General features: G+C 72.3%; 23 protein-coding genes and 1 pseudogene. 11 read left to right on the forward strand and 13 right to left on the reverse strand.

Translation table 11 applies throughout. The annotated features are described in order from the left end of the window. Positions 1-132: 132 nt before the first annotated feature. Together HCJ93_RS22360 and HCJ93_RS22365 are read right to left on the reverse strand one after the other, a co-directional pair. Entirely contained in the window at positions 133-1536 is a 1404-nt protein-coding gene (locus HCJ93_RS22360; RefSeq protein WP_167997570.1) for a HAMP domain-containing sensor histidine kinase, read from the reverse strand. 9 nt (positions 1537-1545) lie between these two features. Beyond that, complete coding sequence (locus HCJ93_RS22365) at positions 1546-2238, reverse strand: response regulator transcription factor (protein ID WP_167997571.1); 693 nt, start codon at positions 2236-2238, stop codon at positions 1546-1548. A gap of 287 nt (positions 2239-2525) precedes the next feature. Here HCJ93_RS22365 and HCJ93_RS22370 point away from each other — a divergent pair, with 287 nt between their 5' ends. The 8 genes from HCJ93_RS22370 (at position 2526) to HCJ93_RS22400 (ending at position 9207) form a co-directional block, all read left to right on the forward strand. Continuing rightward, on the forward strand, positions 2526-3302 hold the full coding sequence (locus HCJ93_RS22370) for an amino acid ABC transporter ATP-binding protein (protein WP_167997572.1): 777 nt from the start codon (positions 2526-2528) through the stop codon (positions 3300-3302). An 81-nt stretch (positions 3303-3383) separates the two neighbouring features. Next, positions 3384-4229: a glutamate ABC transporter substrate-binding protein gene (locus tag HCJ93_RS22375; RefSeq protein ID WP_167997573.1), complete on the forward strand. Its 846-nt coding sequence runs from the start codon at positions 3384-3386 to the stop codon at positions 4227-4229. Positions 4230-4370: 141 nt separating this feature from the next. Next, positions 4371-5048, forward strand: coding sequence for an amino acid ABC transporter permease (locus tag HCJ93_RS22380; protein ID WP_167997574.1), 678 nt, complete (start codon positions 4371-4373; stop codon positions 5046-5048). Then, a complete protein-coding gene (locus HCJ93_RS22385; protein WP_167997575.1) occupies positions 5045-5956 on the forward strand; it encodes an amino acid ABC transporter permease in 912 nt (303 codons plus the stop codon). Before HCJ93_RS22380 ends, HCJ93_RS22385 begins: the two co-directional genes overlap by 4 nt. Positions 5957-6175: 219 nt before the next feature. Then, a complete protein-coding gene (locus HCJ93_RS22390) occupies positions 6176-7804 on the forward strand; it encodes an FAD-dependent monooxygenase (RefSeq protein ID WP_167997576.1) in 1629 nt (542 codons plus the stop codon). A 154-nt stretch (positions 7805-7958) separates the two neighbouring features. After that, entirely contained in the window at positions 7959-8006 is a 48-nt protein-coding gene (locus HCJ93_RS30240; RefSeq protein ID WP_373563603.1) for a hypothetical protein, read from the forward strand. 107 nt (positions 8007-8113) lie between these two features. Beyond that, complete coding sequence (locus HCJ93_RS22395; RefSeq protein ID WP_373563601.1) at positions 8114-8707, forward strand: cupin domain-containing protein; 594 nt, start codon at positions 8114-8116, stop codon at positions 8705-8707. Between the two features lie 119 nt (positions 8708-8826). Continuing rightward, positions 8827-9207: a rhodanese-like domain-containing protein gene (locus HCJ93_RS22400; protein ID WP_309141478.1), complete on the forward strand. Its 381-nt coding sequence runs from the start codon at positions 8827-8829 to the stop codon at positions 9205-9207. Between the two features lie 34 nt (positions 9208-9241). Here the strand turns inward: HCJ93_RS22400 and recX are convergent, their stop codons facing one another. The 5 genes from recX to HCJ93_RS22425 form a co-directional block, all read right to left on the reverse strand. Next, entirely contained in the window at positions 9242-10081 is an 840-nt protein-coding gene (recX, locus tag HCJ93_RS22405) for a recombination regulator RecX (protein WP_167997578.1), read from the reverse strand. A gap of 3 nt (positions 10082-10084) precedes the next feature. Next, on the reverse strand, positions 10085-11194 hold the full coding sequence (gene recA, locus HCJ93_RS22410) for a recombinase RecA (protein ID WP_167997579.1): 1110 nt from the start codon (positions 11192-11194) through the stop codon (positions 10085-10087). A gap of 237 nt (positions 11195-11431) precedes the next feature. Next, entirely contained in the window at positions 11432-11767 is a 336-nt protein-coding gene (locus HCJ93_RS22415; protein WP_167997580.1) for a hypothetical protein, read from the reverse strand. 155 nt (positions 11768-11922) lie between these two features. Further along, on the reverse strand, positions 11923-13176 hold the full coding sequence (locus tag HCJ93_RS22420; protein ID WP_309141479.1) for an AI-2E family transporter: 1254 nt from the start codon (positions 13174-13176) through the stop codon (positions 11923-11925). A 140-nt stretch (positions 13177-13316) separates the two neighbouring features. Then, on the reverse strand, positions 13317-13511 hold the full coding sequence (locus tag HCJ93_RS22425) for a DUF3046 domain-containing protein (RefSeq protein WP_167997582.1): 195 nt from the start codon (positions 13509-13511) through the stop codon (positions 13317-13319). Positions 13512-13590: 79 nt separating this feature from the next. Between HCJ93_RS22425 and HCJ93_RS22430 the strand changes: the two genes are divergently transcribed. Next, entirely contained in the window at positions 13591-14535 is a 945-nt protein-coding gene (locus HCJ93_RS22430; RefSeq protein ID WP_167997583.1) for a hypothetical protein, read from the forward strand. A gap of 34 nt (positions 14536-14569) precedes the next feature. Here HCJ93_RS22430 and HCJ93_RS22435 read toward each other — a convergent pair whose 3' ends face one another. The 3 genes and pseudogenes from HCJ93_RS22435 to HCJ93_RS22445 all read right to left on the reverse strand — a co-directional run. Beyond that, positions 14570-14878, reverse strand: a complete 309-nt coding sequence (locus HCJ93_RS22435; RefSeq protein WP_167997584.1) for an AzlD domain-containing protein — start codon at positions 14876-14878, stop codon at positions 14570-14572. Continuing rightward, positions 14875-15744 (reverse strand): AzlC family ABC transporter permease, encoded by an 870-nt coding sequence (locus HCJ93_RS22440; RefSeq protein ID WP_309141480.1) that lies wholly within the window; start codon positions 15742-15744, stop codon positions 14875-14877. The genes HCJ93_RS22435 and HCJ93_RS22440 overlap by 4 nt, the downstream gene beginning before the upstream one ends. Then, a pseudogene (locus HCJ93_RS22445) lies at positions 15645-16628 on the reverse strand (AraC family transcriptional regulator); the annotation flags it as partial. The pseudogene HCJ93_RS22445 and the gene HCJ93_RS22440, both read right to left, overlap by 100 nt. A gap of 84 nt (positions 16629-16712) precedes the next feature. Between HCJ93_RS22445 and HCJ93_RS22450 the strand changes: the two are divergent. Together HCJ93_RS22450 and HCJ93_RS22455 are read left to right on the forward strand one after the other, a co-directional pair. Beyond that, complete coding sequence (locus HCJ93_RS22450; protein ID WP_167997587.1) at positions 16713-21668, forward strand: ATP-dependent helicase; 4956 nt, start codon at positions 16713-16715, stop codon at positions 21666-21668. A gap of 121 nt (positions 21669-21789) precedes the next feature. After that, positions 21790-22734: a DNA-formamidopyrimidine glycosylase family protein gene (locus HCJ93_RS22455; protein ID WP_167997588.1), complete on the forward strand. Its 945-nt coding sequence runs from the start codon at positions 21790-21792 to the stop codon at positions 22732-22734. 127 nt (positions 22735-22861) lie between these two features. Here the strand turns inward: HCJ93_RS22455 and HCJ93_RS22460 are convergent, their stop codons facing one another. The 3 genes from HCJ93_RS22460 to HCJ93_RS22470 form a co-directional block, all read right to left on the reverse strand. Further along, positions 22862-23119, reverse strand: coding sequence for a hypothetical protein (locus HCJ93_RS22460; protein ID WP_167997589.1), 258 nt, complete (start codon positions 23117-23119; stop codon positions 22862-22864). A gap of 1 nt (position 23120) precedes the next feature. Beyond that, positions 23121-23591, reverse strand: coding sequence for a Dps family protein (locus tag HCJ93_RS22465; RefSeq protein WP_167997590.1), 471 nt, complete (start codon positions 23589-23591; stop codon positions 23121-23123). Between the two features lie 187 nt (positions 23592-23778). After that, complete coding sequence (locus HCJ93_RS22470) at positions 23779-24159, reverse strand: helix-turn-helix domain-containing protein (protein WP_167997591.1); 381 nt, start codon at positions 24157-24159, stop codon at positions 23779-23781. Positions 24160-24289: the final 130 nt, after the last annotated feature.

Raw genomic sequence — 24289 nt, forward strand, 5'->3', positions numbered from 1 at the left:
AAGCCGTGAACCAGGTGACGCCGCAGCACTCGGTGAAGCCGCAGCACTCGGTGAAGCCGCAGCACTCGGTGAAGCCCTGATATCCGGTGACGCCGCAGTACGGGGACCCCGGCGGAACCGTGGAACGGTGCCTCAGCGCGCCGCGGCGTTCCGCGGCACCGTCACCGTGACCTTCAGCCCGTGCGGCTCATGGTGGTCGTAGGTGATGGAGCCGCCGCCCGCCGCCAGCAGCGCCCGGGTGATGGACAGGCCGAGGCCCGAGCCCTTGATGTTCTGGTGCCGGCTGCTCCGCCAGAAGCGGTCGCCGATGCGGGTGAGCTCCTCGTCGGTCAGTCCGGGCCCGTTGTCGGTGACGACCACGCTCACCGTGTCGCCGGTGGAGCCGACGGTCACCTCGACGCTCTCGCCCTCGGGCGTGAACTTGACCGCGTTGTCGATGACCGCGTCCAGCGCGCTGGACAGCGTCACCGGGTCCGCCCAGCCGGTGGTGGGCGGGCAGTCGCCGGTCAGCCGGACGCCCTTGGCCTCCGCCGCCGGCGACCAGGCGGCCACCCGCTCGGCGGCGAGCGACCCGATGTCGGTCACCTGCAGCTGCGGTTCGCTGTGCTCGGCGAGGGCCAGGTCGAGCAGGTCGTCCAGGACCTGGGCGAGCCGCTTGCCCTCCGCCTGCACCGAGGCGATCTCCTCGTTGCCCTCCGGCAGCTCGAGGGCGAGCAGCTCGATGCGCAGCAGCAGCGCGGAGAGCGGGTTGCGCAGCTGGTGGGAGGCATCGGCGACGAAGGCCCGCTGCTGCTCCAGCACGTTCTCGACGTTGTCGGCCATCTCGTTGAACGACCTGGCCAGCCGTTGCAGCTCCGGCGGGCCGCCCGCCGCCGCGACCCGGGACTTCAGCCGGCCGGTGGCGATGTCGTGGGTGGTGGCGTCCAGGATCCGCACCGGCCGCAGCACCCAGCCGGTCAGCCGCAGGGCGGCTCCGACGGCCAGCAGCATCGCGGCGGCCTCGCCCGCGGCGATCACCAGCCAGCCCTTGAGGATCCGTGAGCGCATCTGCCCGGTGGGTGAGTCGGTGACGACGACCGCGACCACGTCGCCGTCCCGGATGACGGGCGAGGCCACCACCAGGCTGCGCCGCTCCCAGGGCCACACCTGCTGGGGGTCGTGGCTGCGCCGGCTGAGCAGCGCCTCCTGGAACGCGGCCCGTACCTCGCCCGAGCGGGGCAGGTACCAGTCGTCGGGGGCGTGCGCCATGGGGGAGTCGTTGCGGTAGAAGACGCCCGCGCGGATGCCGTAGACGTCGTGGTAGCTGCGCAGCTCGCTGCGGAGCGTCTCCCGGCGCTCGTCGATGTCGCCGCCGACCGGGTCGGAGGGCTCGGTGACGAACTGGGCGAGGGCGGCGAACCGCGCGGTGTCGTCGATGCGGTCGACGACGACCCGCTGCTGCTCCGCGCCGGCCAGGCTGACGGCCAGCGGCACTCCCAGGGCGAGCAGGACCGCCGCCATCAGGACGATGAGCAGCGGCAGCAGACGAGTGCGCACCCGGCCCCGCTAGGCCGCGGGCGCGACGAGCCGGTAGCCGACTCCGCGAACCGTCTCGATGAGGGCGGGCATGCGCAGCTTGCTCCGCAGGGAGGCGACATGCACCTCCAGGGTGCGGCCGGTGCCCTCCCAGCTGGTGCGCCAGACCTCGCTGATGATCTGCTCGCGGCGGAAGACCACGCCGGGCCGCTGCGCGAGCAGGGCGAGCAGGTCGAACTCCTTGCGGGTGAGCTGGACGACCGAGCCGTTGACGCTGACCTGCCGGGTCGGCAGCTCTATGCGGACCGCCCCGAGGTTCAGCTCGGTGTCCGGGGCGGGGCCGGATGCGGGCTCGTCCTGGGCGGTGCGCCGGCTGACGGCGTGGATCCGGGCGAGCAGCTCGCCGGTGTCGTAGGGCTTCACCACGTAGTCGTCGGCGCCGAGGTTGAGGCCGTGGATGCGGGAGCGCACGTCGGAGCGGGCGGTGACCATGATCACCGGGGTGCTGGTGCGCTTGCGGATCTTGCTGCACACCTCGTAGCCGTCCTGGTCGGGAAGCCCCAGGTCGAGCAGGACGACACCGAAACCGTTGCCCTCGGGGACGAGCGCCTGGAGCGCCTCCTCGCCGCTGCGCGCATGGGTGACGTCGAACCCGTGCCGCGCCAGCACGGCCGACAGGGCGGCGGCGACGTGGTTGTCGTCCTCGACGAGCAGCAGTCTCACCCAGGGCTCCCTTCGGTCCATCGGCCGTACCATCTGACTGTGGACACATCCGGTGTGCCCGCGCGTGTGCATCTTGCAGTGACGCCGATGGATGAGGACGGCGTCAAGAGGGTTCCGGTTGCGCTTCGGTACCGTTACGCGGCCGATATGTGCCCTGCTCACAAGTGCTACGACACGTGTCCGATTGCTATCGGATCGTGATGCTCAGATTCCCCTCAGATGTAATGACGCAGGTCTGAAGGATTACTACTGTCCTCCGAAACCGAGGAGGACGGAGCCTGAGAGCGATGACCGAAGTATCGGTGGCCAAGGAAGATGTGGCCGCGACCGGCGACCTGGTCGTCCTGAAGAGCGTCAACAAGCACTTCGGCGCGTTGCACGTACTCCAGGACATCGACCTGACGATCGCCCGTGGCGAAGTCGTCGTGGTCATCGGACCCTCCGGGTCCGGGAAGTCCACCCTGTGCCGCACCATCAACCGCCTGGAGACGATCGACTCCGGGACGATCACGATCGACGGCAAGCCCCTGCCCGCGGAGGGCAAGGAGCTGGCCCGGCTGCGGGCCGACGTGGGGATGGTCTTCCAGTCCTTCAACCTCTTCGCGCACAAGACCGTGCTCGAGAACGTGACGCTGGGCCAGGTCAAGGTCCGCAAGAAGGACAAGAAGGAAGCCGAGGAGCGGGCCCGCGCCCTGCTCGACCGGGTGGGCGTCGCGGCGCAGGCCGACAAGTACCCGGCCCAGCTCTCCGGTGGCCAGCAGCAGCGTGTCGCCATCGCGCGGGCGCTGGCGATGGAACCCAAGGTCATGCTGTTCGACGAGCCCACGTCGGCTCTCGACCCGGAAATGATCAATGAGGTTCTGGAGGTCATGCAGCAGCTCGCCCGCGACGGCATGACCATGATCGTCGTGACCCACGAAATGGGGTTCGCCCGTTCGGCCGCAAATCGCGTGGTGTTCATGGCGGACGGCCGCATCGTCGAACAGGCTGCGCCGGACCAGTTCTTCAGCAACCCGCGCAGCGACCGAGCCAAGGACTTCCTGTCGAAGATCCTTCACCACTGACGCGAAATCCGCGCTCCCCGACTTGCGTCACCGGACACACTGACCGGGCCGCATCACTTCACCAGTCAAAGGATGTGCACCATGAAGCTCCGCAAGGTCACCGCCGCCTCGGCCGCCGTCTTCGCCCTCGCCCTCACCGCCACCGCCTGTGGCGGTGACGACGGCGGCGACTCCAGCAGCTCCGGTTCGGGCGGCGGCAAGAAGATCAAGATCGGCATCAAGTACGACCAGCCGGGTCTGGGCCTGAAGGAGCCCGACGGTTCCTTCTCCGGCTTCGACGTGGACGTCGCCCGGTACGTCGCCAAGGAGCTCGGCTACAACGAGGACCAGATCGAGTGGGTCGAGACCAAGAGCGCCGACCGTGAGAACGCCCTCGCCCGCGGCGACGTGAAGTTCATCGCGGCGACCTACTCCATCACCGACGAGCGCAAGGAGAAGGTCGACTTCGCCGGTCCCTACCTGCTGGCCCACCAGGACCTGCTGGTGAAGAAGGACTCGGACATCACCGAGGCGACGGACCTCAACGACAAGAAGCTCTGCTCGGTCACCGGCTCGACGTCGGCGCAGAACGTCAAGAAGGACTTCGCGCCGAAGGCGCAGCTGACCCAGCGCGGCGGCTACTCGGAGTGCCTGTCGGCCCTGCAGAGCGGCGCCGTCGACGCGCTGACCACCGACGACTCGATCCTCGCCGGCTACGCCGCGCAGGACCAGTACAAGGGTCAGTTCAAGCTGGCCGGTCTCAAGCTCAGCAACGAGAACTACGGCATCGGTGTCAAGAAGGGCGACACCGAGACCGTGAACAAGATCAACGCCGCGCTCGAGAAGATGGTCAAGGACGGGGCCTGGGAGAAGGCGGTCGAGGAGAACTTCGGCCCGGCGGACTACAAGTACGAGCCGGCCCCGAAGATCGGCCAGATCGTCCAGTAACGCAGGTCTCCGCCGACGCAGGATCCCCGCGACCGACGCGGGGATCCGCCGCCGCGCCGCCGCCCGTCGCTTCTCCGGCGGCGGCGCGCCACGTCCGCCACGTACGCCACGTACGCCACACACCCGGAAGCGCGGGAGATCGTGTTCGACTTTCTTTCCAACTATGACGACCCGTCCCTGCTGGGCGCCTTCTGGGTCACGGTGCAGCTCACCGTCTTCTCGGCCATCGGGTCACTGATCTGGGGCACCCTGCTGGCAGCCATGCGGGTCAGCCCGGTGCCTCTGATGCGCGGTTTCGGCACCGCCTATGTGAACATCGTCCGGAACATTCCGCTCACCGTCATCATCGTCTTCACCTCGCTCGGTCTCGCCGACATCTTCGGGGTGACGATGGGCGCGGCCGACGACTTCGACGTGAAGTACTTCCGGCTGGCGGTCCTCGGTCTCGTCGCCTACACCGCGGCGTTCGTCTGCGAGGCGATCCGCTCCGGCATCAACACGGTGCCGGTCGGACAGGCGGAGGCGGCCCGTGCCATCGGTCTGAGCTTCAGCCAGGTGCTGAGGCTCGTCGTGCTGCCGCAGGCCTTCCGCTCGGTCATCGGCCCGCTGGCCAACGTGCTGATCGCACTGACCAAGAACACGACCGTCGCGGCCACCATCGGTGTGGCGGAGGCCGCGCTGCTGATGAAGGAAATGATCGAGAACGAGGCGCAGGTACTGCTCATCGGCGGGATCTTCGCCTTCGGGTTCGTGGTCCTGACCCTGCCCACCGGCCTCTTCCTCAACTGGCTGAGCAAGCGACTGGCGGTGAAGCGATGACTTCCGTTCTCTACGACGCCCCCGGCCCGAAGGCCAAGCGGCGCAATGTCATCTTCTCGGTCATCTTCTTCGTCCTGCTCGCCCTGCTGCTGTGGTGGATCTGGCGGGTGATGGACGAGAAGAACCAGCTGCAGTGGTCGCTGTGGAAGCCCTTCACCCAGTCGCAGGCCTGGACGACATATCTGCTGCCGGGGCTGGCCAACACCCTGAAGGCCGCCGGGCTGGCCATGGTCATCGCCCTGCCCCTGGGTGCCGTTCTCGGCATCGCCCGGATGTCCGACCACCGCTGGGTGCGCATTCCGGCGGGCGCGGTGGTGGAGTTCTTCCGCGCCATCCCGGTGCTGCTGCTGATGCTGTTCGCGAACGAGGTCTACGTCCGCTACACCGGCATCTCCAGCGACGACCGGCCCCTGTACGCGGTCGTCACCGGTCTGGTTCTCTACAACGCCTCGGTGCTCGCCGAGGTCGTCCGCGCCGGCATCCTGTCCCTGCCCAAGGGACAGACGGAGGCGGCCCAGGCGATCGGTCTGCGCAAGACCCAGACGATGACGAGCATCCTGCTGCCGCAGGCGGTCACCGCGATGCTTCCCGCGATCGTGAGCCAGCTCGTCGTCATCGTGAAGGACACCGCCCTGGGCGGCGTGATGCTCAACTTCACCGAGCTGCTGAACTCCCGCGCCACGCTCGCGGCCAACTACGCCAACGTCATCCCCAGCTTCATCGTGGTGGCGATCATCTTCATCATCCTCAACTTCATCCTCACCTCCTTCGCCTCCTGGCTCGAGGGCTGGCTGCGCCGCAGCAAGCGGAGCACGGGTGCGGTTGTCGGCGTGGAGGACGTCACCGAGCTGAACGCGGCCGAGATCGGCGGCACCCACGGGACGGGAGCCGGAAAGGGCGGTGCCTGACCCGCTCCGCTCGATGTGACTGTGGCCCGCCGGCACTCGGCGGGCCACAGTCGTCCGCTGTGACGACCCGTCACGACGCCACATGATCGGCACGGCCATCTGTCGCTTGACGCGGGCACCGGCAATGGGTTGCATACTTTCTGTGATCGTGCACCCTGCTCCACCTACCTGTTCCCTCACGTCCCCTCAGACGTCGCTTCGAGCAGGGGGCGCCGCGCAATGGACCCGGTGATCGTCGTCGGGGCGGGGCCCGTGGGGCTCACGCTCGCCCTGGCACTGGCGCGGCAGGACGTGCCGTGTGTGGTGCTGGACGAGGGTCCGGGCAAGGACGAACCGCGTCCGGCGCGTACCGTCGTGCTGCGCGAGGACACCGCCGCGCTGATGGAACGGCTGACCGGTGTGCGGCTCACGCGGCTCGGCTGCCGTTGGGCCGGATGGCGGTCGATGCGGCGCAGACAGGTGATCAGCGAGGTCGCTTTCGGTGACGGCGCCGCCGCGCCTCCGCTGCACATCCCCCAGCATGTTCTCACCGGCGCGCTGCGGTCGGCCCTGGCCGGCGAACGGCTCGTCGAGGTCGCCGCGGAGAGCCGTCTGGACTCCCTGGAGCAGGAGCCCTCGGGGGTCACCGCCCACACGCGTGGCCCCAAGGGGACCTGGTGGAGGGGGAGTTACCTGGTGGGCTGCGACGGGCCGCGGTCGACCGTGCGCAAGCTCCAGGACATCCGCTTCCCGGGGCGTACCGCGGTGGAACGTCACGCCGTGGCCGTGCTGCGCACGGAACTCCCCTGGGAGAACGAGGCGCTGCTGCACCGGCTGCCGCCGTGGCGCTCGTCCGGCCCCTCGGCCGGTGAGATCACCGCGCGCCCTCTGCCGGACGGCCTGTGGCGGCTGGACTGGCTGCTGCCTCCCGGCAAGGACCTGGTCACACCGGAGATGCTGCTCGCCCGCATCCGGGAGACGCTGGCCGGCTGGACCAACGGGACGACTCCGCCGTACGAGCTCCTGGACACCGGTGTCCACACCGTGCACCACCGGCTCGCCCGACGCTGGCGGGCGGACCGGGTGTTCCTCGCCGGGGACGCGGCGCATCTGCTCGGCGCGCTGGGCACGCACGGTCTTGACGAGGGGCTGCGGGACGCCGACAACCTCGCCTGGAAGCTGGCGCTGGCCTGGCACCACGGGCCGCGCGAGGCACTGCTCGACAGCTACCAGGCCGAGCGGCGGGCGGCCGTCGCCGCCCGGCTGCGTGCCGCCGATCAGGCACTGCCCATACTGCGGGACGGCGGAGGGCTGCGCTCGTACGTCCCCGGCTCGGCGCGCAATCACGAGATCCTGCTGATGGACGGTCACCTCGGGCGGGGCGCTCTGGGGGCACCGGGGGCGTACGGTGACTCGCCGCTCGCGCCGGGGCGGCTCGAGGGCGAGGTCGCGGTCGACACCCCGCCGGGTTCCCAGGTGGAGGACGTCCGGGTCACGGCGGAGGACGGCACCTTCGTGCAGCTGCGCGAGCGGCTCGGCCGTGGCGCGCTGCTGGTGGTGCTGATCGCGCCGGGCACGGCGGTGTGGGAACGGCGGCACTGGATGTCCGCCGGGATCATGCCCCGGCTGGCGGCGGCCGTCGCGGCGCTGCCGCACCGGGCCGAGCTGCTGGTCGCGGAGAGCTACCCGGGGGCGCCGGCCCACAGTGTGCTGCTGGTGCGCCCGGACGGTCATCTGGTCACCGCGCTGAGCGGTGTCCGCCCGGCGGATCTGTACGCGGCGACGGAGGCTGTGCTCGGCGGACCTGCGGACGAGGGGGCGGAGGCGCGAGCGGGAGCGGAGGCGGAAGCGGGGGCCGTGCCGGGCTGACCGGTGGCCGTGGAGTCCGCCGGGCCGGGGCACAAGCGCCGTGCGCGGTCACCGTGTGGTCCACATGGTGACCGTGAGTTGAACGGTCCGGTGGCTTCGTGGTGTACTCCGGCCCGTGACCGACACCTGTGTGCGCCTGTGGCGGAGGGTCCATATGGACCTCCTCCGCTATGCGGGCTGCGTGTGTCGCCCGTCCGTCTGATCTCGCGCTTCTTTCACGCCCTTTCGCGCGCTGCCCCACCGTCGCGCACGCACACCGGTGCGTTGCCGTCGCCCGGGCGCGCGCTCTTGCGAACGCCTTTCAGGACGGTGCACGTGTCTGTCTCCTCTTCCCCCACCCCCTCCCCCGCCGCCGCCACCTCCACTCCGGCTGCCGGTTTCGCGGCGACCGCCGCTCTTCGGGCCGGTGCCGCGCCGACGCAGGCCGAGCTGTTCGACTTCGTGCGGCGGGCGGCCGCCGACGCCGGACTCATCGCCTCGCTCCCCCTCGACCCCGAGGGACGCACCTGGGTGCGCCTCGACGGGCCCGGTGGCAGCGAGGCGTGGCTGATCGGCTGGCCACCCGGCACCGGCACCGGCTGGCACGACCACGCCGAGTCCGTCGGCGCCTTCATCACCGCCTCGGGCGAACTCAAGGAGAACTCGCTCGCCGTGCGGCTGCCCACCGACGGCTGGAAGACGCTGGAACTCACCGAGGGCGTGGACCGCTCACGCCGGCTGCCGGCCGGCCAGGGCCGCGCCTTCGGCCGGCACCATGTGCACGAGGTGCTCAACGAGTCCCAGGACCGGCATGCGATCTCCGTGCACGCCTACTACCCGCCGCTGCCGCAGATCCGCCGCTACAGCCGCAGCGGCCCGCTGCTGAGGCTGGAGCAGGTCGAGCGCCCGGAGGACTGGCAGTGAGCGGCACGGGCGAGAGCACCGTGCCGGGGGCCGTGCCGGATGACGCGCCCCCGCCGCGACACGCGCCTCCGCCGCGCGGATCCGCCGCATCCGAACCAGGCGGGTCGGCCGCGGGGCCCGTGGGCATCGACGCGCTGCTGGAGCGGGTGCGGTCGGGCTACGCGCGCATCGAACCCCGCGACGCCCACGCCGCCGCCGAGGCCGGCGAGGCGCTGCTGGTGGACATCCGCTACGCCGCCCTGCGTGAGCGGGACGGGCTCGTCCCCGGCGCACTGGTGGTCGAGCGCAACGAACTGGAGTGGCGTCTCGACCCGCAGGGCAGCCACCGTCTCCCCGAGGCCACCGGTCACGATCTGCGGATCGTGGTGATCTGCAACGAGGGGTACGCCTCCAGCCTGGCCGCGGAGTCCCTGCACCGGCTGGGGCTGCACCGGGCCACCGATCTGATCGGCGGTTTCCAGGCCTGGCGCGCCGCCGGGTTGCCGGTGACGCCTCCCTAGGGCGCGCAGCGCGACGCCGGCCACGGGGCGGGCGCTAGAACCCCTCGCCCTCCAGGAACTCCGTGTCCTCTCCCACCTCCTGAAGTGCCTGGCGCACCACTCGGAGGGCGAGGCCCTCGGAGTAGCCCTTGCGGGCGAGCATGCCGGCGAGGCGGCGTATGCGCTTGTCGCGGTCGAGGCCGCGCGTGGCGCGCAGCTTGCGGGCGACCAGCTCGCGCGCGGTCGCCTCCTCCTGTTCGGAGTCGAGCTGGGAGACCGCCGCGTCGATCAGTGCGGCGTCCACGCCCTTGGTGCGCAGCTCCTGGGCGAGGGCGCGGCGGGCCAGGCCGCGTCCGTGGTGTCTGGACTCGACCCAGGCGTCCGCGAAGGCACTGTCGTCGATCAGTCCGACCTCTTCGAAGCGGGACAGCACCTCCTCGGCGGCGGCGTCGGGGATGTTTCGCTTGCGCAGGGCGTCGGCGAGCTGTTTGCGGGTGCGCGGGGTCCCGGTGAGCAGGCGCAGGCAGATCGCCCTCGCCCGCTCGACCGGGTCCCCCGGGGACTCCTCCCCCTCGGCCCTCGACGAGGTCGAGGCGCCCCCGTCCCGGGCGGTCGCGTCGCCGAAGGCACGGCGCCCGCGTCCGCGTCCACCACGCGGCCCGCCGTCACGCGAGCCGCCGCCCGGTGTCCCGCCCGTGCGGCGCGAGCCCCGGGTGCCGCGGCGCGGGAGGTCGCCCGGCGTATCCGCCGGGATGCCGCCCGCCTCCGCGGTCTCGTCGCCGTACCCATGGGTCGCCGCGTCCGCGGCTGAGCCATCACCGGCTCCGATGCCCCTCCCCCGCCGGGCACCGGATGCGGCGAACTCGTACTCGGCCCAGTCCGTTCGTCGGGTCACGGGTCAGCTCTTGGCCGCCGCGGCCTTGGACTTGCCGGCCTTGGCCGCCGGAGCCGGAACCGCGGGCGTCTCGGCCGGAGCAGCGTCCTTGCCCGGCTCGGTGGCGCTCTCCTCGGGCCGTACGCCGACGCCCAGCTTCTCCTTGATCTTCCGCTCGATCTCGTTGGCGAGGTCGGGGTTGTCCTTGAGGAAGTTGCGGGCGTTCTCCTTGCCCTGGCCGAGCTGGTCGCCCTCGTACGTGTACCAGGCGCCGGCCTTGCGGACGAAGCCGTGCTCCACGCCCATGTCGATCAGGCCGCCCTCGCGGCTGATGCCCTGGCCGTAGAGGATGTCGAACTCGGCCTGCTTGAAGGGGGGCGCGACCTTGTTCTTGACGACCTTGCAGCGGGTGCGGTTGCCGACCGCCTCGGTGCCGTCCTTGAGGGTCTCGATGCGGCGGATGTCGATGCGCACGGAGGCGTAGAACTTCAGCGCGCGGCCACCGGTGGTGGTCTCCGGGGAGCCGAACATCACGCCGATCTTCTCGCGGAGCTGGTTGATGAAGATCGCGGTGGTCTTGGACTGGTTGAGCGCGCTGGTGATCTTCCGCAGGGCCTGACTCATCAGACGGGCCTGCAGACCCACGTGGCTGTCGCCCATCTCGCCCTCGATCTCCGCGCGGGGCACCAGGGCGGCGACGGAGTCGACGACGATGAGGTCGAGGGCGCCGGAGCGGACCAGCATGTCCACGATCTCCAGGGCCTGCTCACCGTTGTCCGGCTGGGACAGGATGAGGTTGTCGATGTCGACGCCGAGCTTCTTGGCGTACTCGGGGTCGAGGGCGTGCTCCGCGTCCACGAAGGCGACCTGTCCGCCGGCCTTCTGGGCGTTGGCCACCGCGTGCAGGGTCAGGGTCGTCTTACCGGAGGACTCGGGGCCGTAGATCTCCACCACACGGCCACGCGGCAGGCCGCCGACTCCGAGGGCGACGTCCAGCGCGGTCGACCCGGTCGGGATGACCTCGATGGGCTCCTTCGACCGCTCGCCCATGCGCATGACGGCGCCCTTGCCGAATTGCCGTTCAATCTGTGCGAGCGCGGCGTCGAGCGCCTTCTCGCGGTCGGTTCCTGCCATGGGTTCCACCCGATTTGCTTGAGTCGATCGCTTCACGTCAAAGACGCTAGCGCCTGCCACTGACAATGCGTCCCGACGTCTGTCCGCCCTGTGGATAACTCCGGGACCTTCTCACCCGAACTGGGTCAGAACACCCGTCGTCGAGCCTCATCGGCGCCTCCATAAGAATAGATGTTCGATTTTTGTGTCAAGCGCACCGCGCGGCACACCGGTTGACCGCGGTGCCAGGAGAGAAGGTCAGCGGAGTCCCGCCCGCCGTTCGGCGAAGGCCTCCTCGGCCTCGGCTTCGAGGCGGTCGCGTTCGGCGACCGGGGTGGCGTTGACCATGCGCCGGGCGTCGTGGCAGATCCTGCCCGTCACCTCGTGCGTCACCCCGTGCTTCCTCATCGCCTCCACGAGTGCGTCCCAGGTGATCGGGTCGAGTTCGCAGGTCTCCTCATCCTGCGCAGCCGTGTCCCGCGTCTCCGTGTCCCGCGTCTCCATGTCCGGCGTCTCCGCGCCCCGTGTCTCCCGCGTCTTCTGTGTCTCCGCGTCCCGAGTCTCCTCGTGGTGCCGAGGCAGCGCCTCGCTCATGTGCCGCCCCTTCGCGTGTTCCTGCGTGCGTGGGTCGCGACGCCGCTCGTGGGCAGGGCCGGTCCGACGACGCGGGAATGACGCATGTGACGACGCTTGGGGAAACGGACGGCGCGCCCGGGCCAGGTCCACCGGCGGGGCATATGAGGGCCCGCTCACGAACCGCCGGTGTCCCTGCCCGGAGGAGGGCTCTCGCCCGAGCCCCGGGCCCACAGGCGGCGGGCCCGGGTGAGGAGGCCGGTGCCGTCGCCGCGGTGGCCGTGGACCCGCGGGTCGTCGGTGACGTCGTAGCGCTTCACATAGGCGCCGAGGAACGCCTGGAGCGTGGCGACAGCCGGAATGGCGATCAACGCGCCGACCGCGCCGAGCAACGCGGTGCCCGCGACGACCGAGCCGAAGGCGACCGCCGGATGGATGTCGACGGTCTTCGAGGTCAGCTTGGGCTGCAGCACATAGTTCTCGAACTGCTGGTAGACCACCACGAAGATCAGCACCCACAGCGCGTACCAGGGGTTGACCGTGAAGGCGATCAGCATGGGCAGGGCGCCCGCCAGATACGTGCCGATGGTGGGGATGAACTGCGAGACCAGCCCCACCCACACGGCCAGCACGGGCGCGTAGGGCACGTCCAGGACCTCCAGCAGCACATAGTGCGCCAGGCCGGATATCAGGGCCATCAGGCCGCGCGAGTAGAGGTAGCCGCCGGTCTTGTTCACCGCGATCTCCCAGGCGCGCAGCACCTCGGCCTGCCGGGCCGGCGGCAGCAGGGAGCAGATGGTGCGGCGCAGCCGCGGGCCGTCGGCGGCGAAGTAGAACGAGAACAGGAAGACGGTCAGCAGCTGGAACAGTCCGCCGAGGACCTGCGCGGAGACGTCCAGGACGCCGGAGGCGCTGTTCTGGACGTAGTTGCGCAGCCAGTCGGAGCGCAGCAGGCCCTCCTGGATGTCCACGCGGCGCAGTTCGGTGTGGAAGTGGGTGTTGATCCAGTTGATGACCGAGTCGAGATAGTCGGGGAAGCCCTCGACGATCTTGATGATCTGCCCGGCCAGCATGGACCCGAGCAGGGTGACGAAACCGGCGCCCACGATCAGCACACCCAGGAACACCACGAAAGTGCCGAGCCCCCGGCGTACGCCCCGCGCAGCCATCCAGCTGACGGCGGGCTCCACGGCGAGCGCCAGGAAGAACGCGATCAGGACGTTGATCAGCAGGCCGGTGAGCTGGTGGAAGGCCCAGCTGCCCAGTTGGAACAGGCCGTACAGGGCGAGCGCCAGCACCATGGCGCGGGGGAGCCAGCGCGGCATGCGGGCACCCGGTGCGGCGCCGAGAGCCGCGGGTCCGGCGGGCGGGGGTGCGCCAGGGGTGGAGGAGGGAGGGGCTGCCTGCCCGGTCTCGTCAGTCGGTGCCACGGAGCCAAGTCTCACCCACGGCTGTGACAGCCGTCTGCCCGCGGGCGATCTTTGTGACCATCGGCGCTTCGCCGCGTGAGACGGGTGGCTTCGCTGCGCAGACGCTGCGTGTGCGAAGGCGTGGGAGAAGGTTCGTCATCTCAGCGCTTCTCCGGAGGGACCTCCATCACCGCGCAGACCACCTGCCAGACGTCCTTGGCGTCCCAGCCCGCCGCCAGCGCCTGGTGCACCGTGCGCCCGCCGAGCTCCGACATGACATGGTCACGCGCGAAGGTGTCGGCATAGCCGGGACCGAAGTGCTCCGCCATCCGCTGCCAGAAGACCGTCAACCGCATGCCTCCAGTATCCCGCCTGCGGGGGTGGCCCCCGCCGGGACCGCATCCCGATACCGCTTTCCGCCCTACGGTCGGCCCCATGGCCGATACCGGAGCTACCCCTCACGACCCGACCACCCGGACGGACACGCCGCTCGCGCGGGCGGCGCAGTTCGTCTGGCTCTCCGCACGGGTGCTGGAGCAGCGCCTGTTCGCCCACCACTTCCTGGGCGGCGGCGCCGGCCCGGTGGAGACGGCGCTGGACGCCTACCGCAACGAGGACGGCGGCTACGGTCACGGCCTCGAACCCGACCTCCGGGGCCCCGTCAGCCAGCCCTTGCACACGGTTCGCGCCCTGCGCGTCCTGGACGCCGTGGGCCGGTGCACCGACCGGCGTGCGGAGCAGGTGTGCCGCTATCTCACCTCGGTCTCCAACGCCGACGGGGCCCTGCCGGCGATCCACCCCAGCCAGAGCGGCTATCCGGCGGCTCCGTTCGTCCCGATCGTCGACGACCCGCCGAGCGAGCTGCTCACCACCGGTCACGCCGCCGGCCTGCTGCACCGCAACGAGGTCTGGCACGCCTGGCTGTTCCGGGCCACGGACTTCTGCTGGCAGGCCGTGGAATCGCTGGAACGGTCCCATCCGTACGAGATCGAGGCGGCCGTCGCCTTCCTGGACGCCGTCCCGGACCGCGCCCGCGCGGAGGCGGCCGCGGACCGGCTGGGGCGCCTGGTGCGCGGGCAGCGCCTCGCGGCGCTCGACCCCGACGACCTCGGCGCCTACCCGGTCGCCCCCGGCTACGCACCGGGCGAGCACCACTTCCCGCACGACTACGCGCCGGCCCCGGACTCGCTGGCCCGTGCCTGGTTCACGGACGAGGAGATGGCCCGCTCCCTGGACCACCTGGCCGCGGAGCAGCGGGAGGACGGCGGCTGGCCGGTCCGGTGGCGCCGCTGGGCGGCGGCCCCCGCGCTGGAGGCGCGCCCCATGGTGACCATCGAGGCGCTGCGGATTCTGCGGGCGTACGGCCGTCCCGTGGAGTGAGCCGGCGCGGGACCGGCGCGCGCCGACGGCACGCTCAGCCGCTGAGCGCCCTTACGCCCGCCGTCACCGCCACGGCGACCGCGACGACGACCAGGAACGGTGCCCGCAGGACGAGGGCCACGGCGGCGGCCCCGACGCCCGCGGCGCGCGCGTCCAGGACCAGCGACTGGCCGTCGGCGAAGGTCTGCTGCGCGGTGAGGGCCGCGAGCAGGGCGACCGGCAGCAGCGCGGCGAGCCGCCTGACCAGGGGCCGCTCGAGAACGCCGGCCGGCACGAGAAGACCGGCGAGCTTGACGGCGTAGCAGCCGACGACGGTCACACCGATGGCGATCCAGATGCTCAACGATCTCCCCCCTCGGACGTCCGGGGTGCTCGAGGTGCCTCAGCTGCCTCGGACACCTCAGCTGCCTCAGCTGCCTCGGAGGCCTCGCCTGTGGCAGACGTCTCGGATGCGGACGCCTCGGGCCCCGAGGACGTCCCGGAAGACCCGGACGCCCCGTCCCGGCGCCCCCGGGCCCACAGCACCACCGGCGCCGCCAGCGCGGACACCAGCACGGGCACGCCCGCGGGCAGGACCGGCAGCAGGCCGAGCCCGAGCAGAACGGCGAGCGCCGCCACGGCCCGTTCGGTCGTGTTCCTGAGCATCGGGGCCAGCAGCGCCAGGAAGACGGCCGGGCCGGCCGCGTCCAGGCCCCAGGCCTCGGTGTCCCCGATGGCCTCCGCGCCGAGCGCCCCGAGCAGCGTGGTGAGGTTCCACAGCAGGTACAGGCTGAGCCCGGTCACCAGAAAGCCGATGCGCGCGGTGCGCCGGGTGGGCTGGGCCAGCGAGACCGCGGTGGTCTCGTCGATGACCCAGTGGGCGGCCAGCGGCCGCAGCGCACGCGGCAGAGCGAGCAGCTGGGACAGGCGCAGCCCGTAGAAGGCGTTGCGCACCCCGAGGAAGAAGGCACCCGCGGCGGCCGTGAACGGGCCCCCGCCCGCCGCAAGCGCGCCCACCAGGGCGAACTGGGAGGCACCGGTGAACACCAGCAGGCTCAGCGCACAGGTCTGCAGCAGCGTGAGCCCGCTGCCGGCCGAGGTCACGCCGAAGGCGAATCCGGAGAGTCCGACGGCGATCCCCACGCCGAGGGCGTCCCGTACGACGGCACGGTCGGGTCTGTCGGGGGTGTGAGTGGTTGCTGTGAGGGTTGCGGTGCGTTGTACTGCCACGCTTTGGACGGTACGAGAAGCCCGGGCCGGGCGTCTTGTACGTTCTTGCGCTCACGCTGGTAGGCGCCCGGCGGCACGCCGACGATGCGGCTGAAGTGCCGGTTCAGGTGCGGCTGGTCGGTGAAGCCGACGGCGACGGCGGCCTCGGACGGCGCGGTCCCCTCGTCCAGCAGCTTCCTGGCCCGCCGCACCCGGGCGTCGGTGAGCCAGGCGTGCGGCGGCATGCCGTAGGTGTCGCGGAAGGCGCGCAGCAGCGCGAACGGGCTGGTGCCCAGCTCGGCGGCGAGCTGCTCCAGCGTGGGCGGCGCGGCCATCCGTTCCTCCAGGACCGCCCGTGCGCGTGCGGCGGCGCGGGCGCCGGCCGTGCGGACCTCGCGGCGCGGCAGCGTGCCGCCGTTGAGCCGCAGCAGCCGGGTGACGGCGACCCGCAGCAGGGTGTCGGCGGCGAGCGCGTTGCCCTCGTCGGTGGCCCGCAGCACCTGGTGCACCAGGCGGGCGGAGTACGGGTCGTCCAGCACCGGTGAGACGAAGCCGGGCGTGCCGCGCAGGGTGGTGGTCTCGGCGGCGATGGCCGCCACGACGTCGGGCGGCGGGTAGACCGCCCCGTAGCGCCAGCCCTCGGGGACACCGGCCCGCCCGGTGTGCGGGGTGTCCGGGTTGACCAGGGCGAGGGCGCCGGGTCCCGCGTACTGGTCGCCGCCGCCGTGGTGGAAGACCTCGACGCCGTCCGCGATGGCGGCGATCACGAAGTTCTCGTGGGTGTGCCGCACGAACTCCTTGCGGATGTAGCGGGCGCGCAGCAGGTCGACGCCGGGCAGCTCGGCGAACTGCCAGTGCCGGGCCCGCTCCCTGCCCTGCTGCCCTCCTCGGTCCGTTCCCGCCATGCACCCATTCTCCGCGACGCCCGGGCCGCACGGCTGTGGGCCCGGCTCCGGGCCGTTGTCAGTGGTGGGGTGCACGATGGACACATGGTCGGCGATCCGCTTCGAGCCCTGGACGGCTTCTCCCCCGCGACCCGTGGGTGGTTCACGGGGGCGTTCTCCGCGCCCACGGCCGCCCAGGCCGGGGCGTGGCAGGCGATCCGTGCGGGTTCGGACGTGCTGGTGGTGGCGCCCACCGGTTCCGGGAAGACCCTGGCCGCCTTCCTCGCGGCGCTGGACCAGCTGGCGTCCACGCCGTCGCCCGCCGATCCGAAGAAGCGGTGCCGTGTCCTGTACGTCTCCCCGCTGAAGGCGCTCGCGGTCGACGTGGAGCGCAATCTGCGCAGCCCGCTGACCGGCATCCGCCAGGAGGCGGTGCGCCTCGGCATGCCCGAGCCCGAGGTGAAGGTGGGCATCCGCTCGGGGGACACCCCGCCGGCCGAGCGCCGCGCGCTGTCCACGCGCCCGCCGGACATCCTGATCACCACCCCGGAGTCCCTGTTCCTGATGCTGACGTCGGCCACGCGGGACGCGCTGGCCGGCGTGGAGACGGTGATCCTGGACGAGGTGCACGCGGTCGCCGGCACCAAGCGCGGCGCGCATCTGGCGCTGTCCCTGGAGCGGCTGGACGAGCTGCTGCCCAGGCCCGCCCGCCGGATCGGCCTGTCGGCGACGGTCCGCCCGGTCGACGAGGTGGCGCGCTTTCTGTCGCCGCGCGGCAAGGTGGAGATCGTCCAGCCGGAGTCGGGCAAGGAGTTCGACCTGTCCGTCGTGGTCCCGGTGGAGGATCTGGGCGAGCTGGGCGGTTCCCCGGTCGCGGACGGTTCGGAGGGGGCCGAGCGCCCGTCGATCTGGCCGCATGTCGAGGAGCGGATCACCGACCTCGTCCAGTCGCACCGCTCGACGATCGTGTTCGCCAACTCCCGCCGGCTCGCCGAGCGCCTGTGCAACCGGCTGAACGAGATCGCCTATGAGCGTGCCACCGGCGAGTCGCTGGACGAGCATCACTCCCCCGCGGAGCTGATGGGCGGCTCCGGGGCCGCGCACGGGGCGCCGCCGGTGATCGCCCGGGCCCATCACGGCTCGGTGTCCAAGGAGCAGCGGACCCTGGTGGAGGAGGACCTCAAGGCGGGACGGCTGCCCGCGGTGGTCGCCACCTCCAGCCTGGAGCTGGGCATCGACATGGGCGCGGTGGACCTGGTGGTGCAGGTGGAGTCGCCGCCGTCCGTCGCCTCGGGGCTGCAGCGGGTGGGCCGCGCGGGCCATCAGGTGGGCGCGGTGTCCACGGGTGTGGTGTTCCCGAAGTACCGCGGCGATCTGGTGCAGGCGGCGGTGGTCACCGAGCGGATGCGCTCGGGTGCCATCGAGTCCCTGAGGATCCCCGCCAACCCGCTCGACGTCCTGGCCCAGCAGCTGGTCGCCATGACGGCGATGGACACCTGGCAGTACGACGATCTGCTGGCCGTGGTGCGCCGGGCCGCGCCCTTCGCCTCGCTGCCCGAGTCCGCCTTCACCGGCGTGCTCGACATGCTGGCCGGCCGCTACCCCTCCGACGCCTTCGCCGAGCTGCGCCCGCGCGTGGTGTGGGACCGGGTCACCGGCGAGATCACGGGCCGCCCGGGCGCCCAGCGGCTCGCGGTGACCTCGGGCGGCACGATCCCCGACCGTGGCATGTTCGGGGTGTTCCTCGCCGGCGCCGACCCGAAGAAGGGGGGCGGCCGGGTCGGCGAACTGGACGAGGAGATGGTCTACGAGTCCCGCGTGGGCGATGTGTTCACCCTGGGCACCAGCTCCTGGCGCATCGAGGACATCACCCGTGACCGGGTGCTGGTGTCCCCTGCGCCGGGAGTGCCGGGCCGGCTGCCGTTCTGGAAGGGCGACCAGCTGGGGCGTCCGCTGGAGCTGGGCCGCGCGGTGGGCGCCTTCCTGCGCGAGGTCGGCTCGCTGTCCAGGGAGGACGCCCGGCTGCGGCTGCTCGCCGCCGGTCTCGACGCCTGGGCCGCGGACAACGTCCTGGCCTACCTCCACGAGCAGCGCGAGGCCTGCGGTCATGTGCCGGACGACCGCACCATCGTCGTGGAGCGCTTCCGCGACGAGCTGGGCGACTGGCGGGTGGTGGTGCACTCCCCGTTCGGCGCCCAGGTGCACGCCCCGTGGGCGCTGGCGCTCGGCGCCCGCCTGTCCGAGCGGTACGGCATGGACGCCCAGGTGATGCACGCCGACGACGGCATCGTGCTCCGCCTGCCTGACGCGGATCTGATGGGCCTGGACCTGCTCGACCAGGAGCCGGTGAAGGCGGGCGCGGAGTACGACGCCGACCAGGCGCCGGTGGGGGCGGCGGACGTCGTCTTCGACAAGGGCGAGATCGACCAGATCGTCACCGACCAGGTGGGCGGCTCGGCGCTGTTCGCCTCCCGGTTCCGTGAGTGCGCCGCCCGCGCGCTGCTGCTGCCGCGCCGCAATCCCGGCCGGCGCACCCCGCTGTGGCAGCAGCGTCAGCGGGCCTCTCAGCTGCTGCAGGTCGCGGGCGAGTTCGGCTCCTTCCCGATCGTGCTGGAGGCGGTCCGCGAATGCCTCCAGGACGTGTTCGACGTGCCCGGCCTGGTCGAGCTGATGGGCGACCTGGAGTCCCGCAAGGTGCGCCTGGTCGAGGTCACCACCCCCGAGCCGTCGCCCTTCGCCCGCTCCCTGCTCTTCGGCTATGTCGCCCAGTTCCTGTACGAGGGCGACTCCCCGCTCGCCGAGCGCCGGGCCGCCGCGCTGTCCCTGGACTCCCGGCTGCTCGCCGAGCTGCTCGGCCAGGCCGAACTGCGCGAGCTGCTGGACGCCGAGGTGCTCGTCGAGCTGGAGCGCGAGCTGCAGTGGCTCACCGAGGACCGGCGGGTGAAGGACGTGGAGGGCGTCGCCGACCTGCTGCGGATGCTCGGCCCGCTCACCGACGCCGAGCTGGCGGAACGCGGCGCGCAGCCGGGGTGGGCCGAGGAGCTGGCCTCCGCGCGGCGCGCCATCCGGGTCCGCATCGCCGGCGCCGACCACTGGGCGGCCGTGGAGGACGCCGGGCGGCTGCGGGACGCGCTGGGCACGGCGCTGCCGGTCGGTGTGCCGGAGGCGTTCACCGAGCCGGTGAAGGATCCGCTGGGCGACCTTCTCGCCCGCTACGCCCGCACCCACGGCCCGTTCACCTCGGCGACCGCGGCGGGCCGCTTCGGTCTGGGCGTGGCCGTCACCGAGGGCGCGCTGCAGCGGCTGTCGGCGGCGGGCAGGATCGTGCAGGGCGAGTTCCACCCGGCCGGGATCGGCCAGGAGTGGTGCGACGCCACCGTGCTGCGCCGGCTGCGCCGCCGGTCCCTGGCCGCGCTGCGGCACGAGCTGGAACCCGTGCCGCCGCCCGCGCTCGCCCAGTTCCTCCCCCAGTGGCAGCACATCGGCAAGGGGCACGCGCTGCGCGGCATCGACGGTCTGGTGCGCGCGGTGGAGCAGCTGCAGGGCGCCTCGGTGCCCGCCTCCGCCCTGGAGAAGCTGGTCCTGCCCTCGCGGGTGGCGGACTACACGCCCGCGATGCTGGACGAGCTCACCGCCTCCGGTGAGGTGGTGTGGGCGGGCGCCGGTTCGCTGCCCGGGAAGGACGGCTGGGTCTCCCTGTACCTCGCGGACGCCGCCCCGCTGCTCCTGCCGCCGCCGCACCCCCTGGAGCCGACCCCGCTGCACCAGTCCGTGCTGGACGCCCTGAGCGGTGGCTACGGCCTGTTCTTCCGGCAGATCGCCGACCGGGTCCGCGCCACCACCCACCCGGAGGTCACCGATCCGCAGCTCGCCGACGCCATCTGGGACCTGGCCTGGTCGGGCCGGCTCACCAATGACACGCTCGGCCCGATGCGCGCCTACCTGGGCTCCGGGCGTACGGCGGGCTCCACGGCCCACCGCGCCAAGCGCTCCGTCCCGCGCGGACGGTACGGCTCGCTCACCGCGGCCGCCCGCAGTGCCTCCCGCAACGGCCCGCCGAGCGTCGCGGGACGCTGGTCCCTGCTGCCCGAGCGGGAGGCGGACACCACGGTCCGCGCCCACGCCCTGGCCCGTACGCTGCTCGACCGGCACGGCGTGGTCACCCGCGGCGCCGTCGCCGCGGAGGGCGTCGAGGGCGGCTTCTCGGCGGTGTACCGGGTGCTGTCCGCCTTCGAGGAGACCGGGCAGGCCCGGCGCGGCTATGTGGTGGAGGGCCTGGGCGCCGCCCAGTTCGCGATGGACGGGGCGGTCGACCGTCTGCGCGCGGTGTCCAACGCGCGGGAGCGCGGCGACAGCCTTCCGGCCCCCAGCCCCGCCGCAGGGCCCCAGGGGCAGCCGCCGGGCGGTGCCGATCCGTTCGCCACGCACGGCTTCGCCGCACCGGCAGACGGCCCGCCGGGATCCGCCCCGGGCCACGACGGCCCGCCGGGCGACCTCGGCTCCGGCGAGGACGGCTTCCCCGGTGACGGCTCCCCTGGCTCCTCCCGCACCACGCCGAGCGAGTGGATCTCGCCCCGGGACCTCACGCCGGGCAGCCCGCCCCTGTGGCAGCAGGGCGGACGCGGCTCCTACGACCCCTTCGCGGGCCGGCGCACCGGCCCGGACCGGTCCTCCCGGGCCGTCGTCCTTGCCGCCGCCGACCCGGCGAACGCCTACGGTGCCGCCCTGGGCTGGCCCGAGCCGCCCAACGGCGCCAGCCACAAGCCGGGCCGCAAGGCGGGTTCCCTGGTGGTGCTGGTCGACGGCGAGCTGACGCTCTACATGGAGCGCGGCGGCAAGACCCTGCTGGCCTGGCCCGCCGACCCGGACGCCGAGCCCGCCGACGACAGCCGGCTGCCGGCCGCCGCGGAGGCCCTCGCCACCGCCGCCCGGGCGGGCTCCCTCGGCACGGTGACCGTGGAGCGCGTCAACGGCAGCCCGGCCCTGACCTCCCCCTTCGGCGCGCTGCTGGAGTCCGCGGGATTCATCGCCACGCCCCGGGGACTGCGTCTGCGTGCCTGACCACCCCGTGCTGCCCCGCCCCGTCCGTTGCCCCGCCCCGTCCGTTGCCCGTCCTTGCGTGCCCCGTCCGGCGCCCCGTCCGCGACCGGCCATTTCGCGGCCGGCGTGCCACCCTTGAGCCATGCCCGAAGGAGACACGGTCTGGCAGGCGGCGCGACGGCTGCACAGCGCCCTCGCGGGCAGGGTGCTGACCCGCAGCGATCTGCGGGTGCCCCGGTTCGCCACGGCCGACCTCACCGGCCGCACCGTCCTCGACGTCACCCCGCGCGGCAAGCACCTGCTCACCAGGATCGAGGGCGGCCTGACTCTGCACTCGCATCTGCGGATGGACGGGGCGTGGAAGGTGTTCGCCGGCGGCGAGCGCTGGACCGGCGGTCCCGCCCACCAGATCCGGGTGATCCTCGGCACCGCCGGGCGCACCGCGGTCGGCTACCGCCTGCCCGTGCTCGAGCTGCTGCGCACCGCCGACGAGGACCGCGCGGTCGGCCACCTCGGACCCGACCTGCTGGGCCCCGACTGGGACCCCGAGACGGCCCTGGCCAACCTCCTGAAGGACCCGGACCGCCCGCTCGGCGAGGCGCTCCTCGACCAGCGCAACCTCGCCGGCATCGGCAATGTGTTCAAGAGCGAGCTCTGCTTCCTGCTCGGCGTCACCCCCTGGCTCCCGGTGGGCGCCCTGCCCGCCGACCGCGCCGCATACCTGCCCGAACTCGCCAAGACGCTGCTGGACTTCAACCGCGAGCGCCCGATCCGCAGAACCACGACCACGACCGCCCCGGCCGGCGTGCCGCCCGTGGTGACCGGCCCGGCCGCGCCTACCGGCGCCCCATCGCACCCGGGCAGGCGTCCCTCCCGCGCATCGGGCGCGGCGTCCGGCCGAGGGCCCGATCTCTTCGTCTACGGCCGTGCGTCCCGCCCCTGTCTGCGCTGCGGCACGCCCATCCGGGTCGCCGACCAGGGTGACGGCTCCCGCGAGCGGCCCACCTACTGGTGCCCCGTCTGCCAGCGCGGCCCGGCCCCCGAGCCCGGAAGGTCCCGCCGCGACCGCACCCGCCCGACCGGCTGACCGCGGGCCGAGGAGCCGCACCCGCACCGGGGCCGCGGCCGCAGGACGGCCGGCTGACCGCCCGCCCTGCACGACGGGGAGGCCACATCACCCGGTCACGGGCGCAGGCGCAGCGCCCTTGAAACCGTCACCCCACCCCTTGCCCACCACCCCGGGGCCCCGTGAGCACCCGCCAGGCTCGGCGCCACCGCCCGGCCGCCAGGGCGCCCTCCGCCTGCCGCTTGGGCACGCAGTGCACCGGCAGCAGGCTCAGCCCCCAGCCTCCGGCGGCGACCGCCGCCTCCAGCACGCCGGCACCGGGCGCCAGCACGAGTCGTGCCAGCGCCCACCACCACAGAAGCCCGAGGCTCGCAGCGGCCCCCCAGCGCGCTGTGCGCGCCGCCACGTCACCCGTTCTCGGCCTGGAACATCCAGTGCTGCTTCTCGAGGTCGGCGGTGACGCCGATGAGGATGTCCTGGGTCACCGGATCCGGTTCCTCGGTCGCGGCCACCCGCTCCCGCATCCGGGCGATCACCGCGCCCAGCGCGTCGACGAGCGTGCCCACGGCCGTGGTGTCGTCGACCCAGCCTTCGGGCGTGACCCCGATACCGCTGCCGACGGCCACCGTGGCCGCACGTCCGTCCGGGGAGACGCCCAGTGCCGCGCAGCGCTCCGCCACGGTGTCGGAATGCTGGCGGGCGACGGTCACCACCTCGTCGAGTTGCAGGTGGACCGACCGGAAACGCGGCCCGACCACGTTCCAGTGGATCTGCTTGGCCACCAGGGCGAGATCGATCAGGTCGACGAGGGCGCCTTGCAGCGCCTCGGAGACGGTCTTGAGATTCGCATCGGACAACGGGCTCTTCACGACGTACATCCGCACCTCCGTGACTCACCCCCCGCGGCTCGCCCCCCGTGATCCCTCAACCATGACCGCCGCGGGGCACACCGGCAAACGCACCCCCCGCACCACGACTACCCCCGAAACGCGAAAAACCCCGGCGGCACCCCTCCGGTTTCCCGGAAGGGCCCCTCCGGGGCCTGTCACACCTTCACGCCGCCGTTCAGGCGGCGACCACGTCCACCGCCTCGGCAGGTGCCTTGATGGTCACCCGTTCCGGTGGCACACCGGTCACGGAGACGGAACCCAGCATCGGGCGCACCGGCGTGGGCACAGGTTCGCTGGGGGTCGCAGCAGCAGACTGGGCCAGCTCGGCGAGAGCGAGTTCGTCGCTGACTTCCCGCATGAGCTCGGACATCCGTACGTCCAGCGCGTCGCAGATGGCGGCGAGCAGTTCGGAGGAAGCCTCCTTCTGCCCCCGCTCCACCTCGGAGAGATAGCCGAGTGAGACTCGGGCGGACGAGGAGACTTCGCGCAGAGTACGGCCCTGGCGCTGGCGCTGCCGACGCAGCACGTCACCCAGCAGGCGACGGAGCAGAATCATCGGTGGCTCCCTCCTCGGACCGCATGGCCGCATCCTTCTCGCCCCACCGTACCGCCTCGCGCCGCGGCCGTGCGGGGAGCGATGTCGTGTTCACTCAGGGCTGCAAACATCAAAACCCCCCGTTCCGTTC

The sequence above is a fragment of the Streptomyces composti genome (genome assembly GCF_012034205.1).
Classification (GTDB): domain Bacteria; phylum Actinomycetota; class Actinomycetes; order Streptomycetales; family Streptomycetaceae; genus Streptomyces; species Streptomyces composti.

Bases quoted from the DNA above. Each gene is read 5' to 3' on its own strand.
- HCJ93_RS22370 (WP_167997572.1), top strand. From the start codon at position 2,526: ATGACCGAAGTATCGGTGGCCAAGGAAGATGTGGCCGCGACCGGCGAC.
- HCJ93_RS22375 (WP_167997573.1), top strand. From the start codon at position 3,384: ATGAAGCTCCGCAAGGTCACCGCCGCCTCGGCCGCCGTCTTCGCCCTC.
- HCJ93_RS22385 (WP_167997575.1), top strand. From the start codon at position 5,045: ATGACTTCCGTTCTCTACGACGCCCCCGGCCCGAAGGCCAAGCGGCGC.
- HCJ93_RS22390 (WP_167997576.1), top strand. From the start codon at position 6,176: ATGGACCCGGTGATCGTCGTCGGGGCGGGGCCCGTGGGGCTCACGCTC.
- recA (WP_167997579.1), bottom strand. From the start codon at position 11,194: ATGGCAGGAACCGACCGCGAGAAGGCGCTCGACGCCGCGCTCGCACAG.
- HCJ93_RS22415 (WP_167997580.1), bottom strand. From the start codon at position 11,767: ATGAGCGAGGCGCTGCCTCGGCACCACGAGGAGACTCGGGACGCGGAG.
- HCJ93_RS22425 (WP_167997582.1), bottom strand. From the start codon at position 13,511: ATGCGGTTGACGGTCTTCTGGCAGCGGATGGCGGAGCACTTCGGTCCC.
- HCJ93_RS22430 (WP_167997583.1), top strand. From the start codon at position 13,591: ATGGCCGATACCGGAGCTACCCCTCACGACCCGACCACCCGGACGGAC.
- HCJ93_RS22450 (WP_167997587.1), top strand. From the start codon at position 16,713: ATGGTCGGCGATCCGCTTCGAGCCCTGGACGGCTTCTCCCCCGCGACC.
- HCJ93_RS22455 (WP_167997588.1), top strand. From the start codon at position 21,790: ATGCCCGAAGGAGACACGGTCTGGCAGGCGGCGCGACGGCTGCACAGC.
- HCJ93_RS22465 (WP_167997590.1), bottom strand. From the start codon at position 23,591: ATGTACGTCGTGAAGAGCCCGTTGTCCGATGCGAATCTCAAGACCGTC.
- HCJ93_RS22470 (WP_167997591.1), bottom strand. From the start codon at position 24,159: ATGATTCTGCTCCGTCGCCTGCTGGGTGACGTGCTGCGTCGGCAGCGC.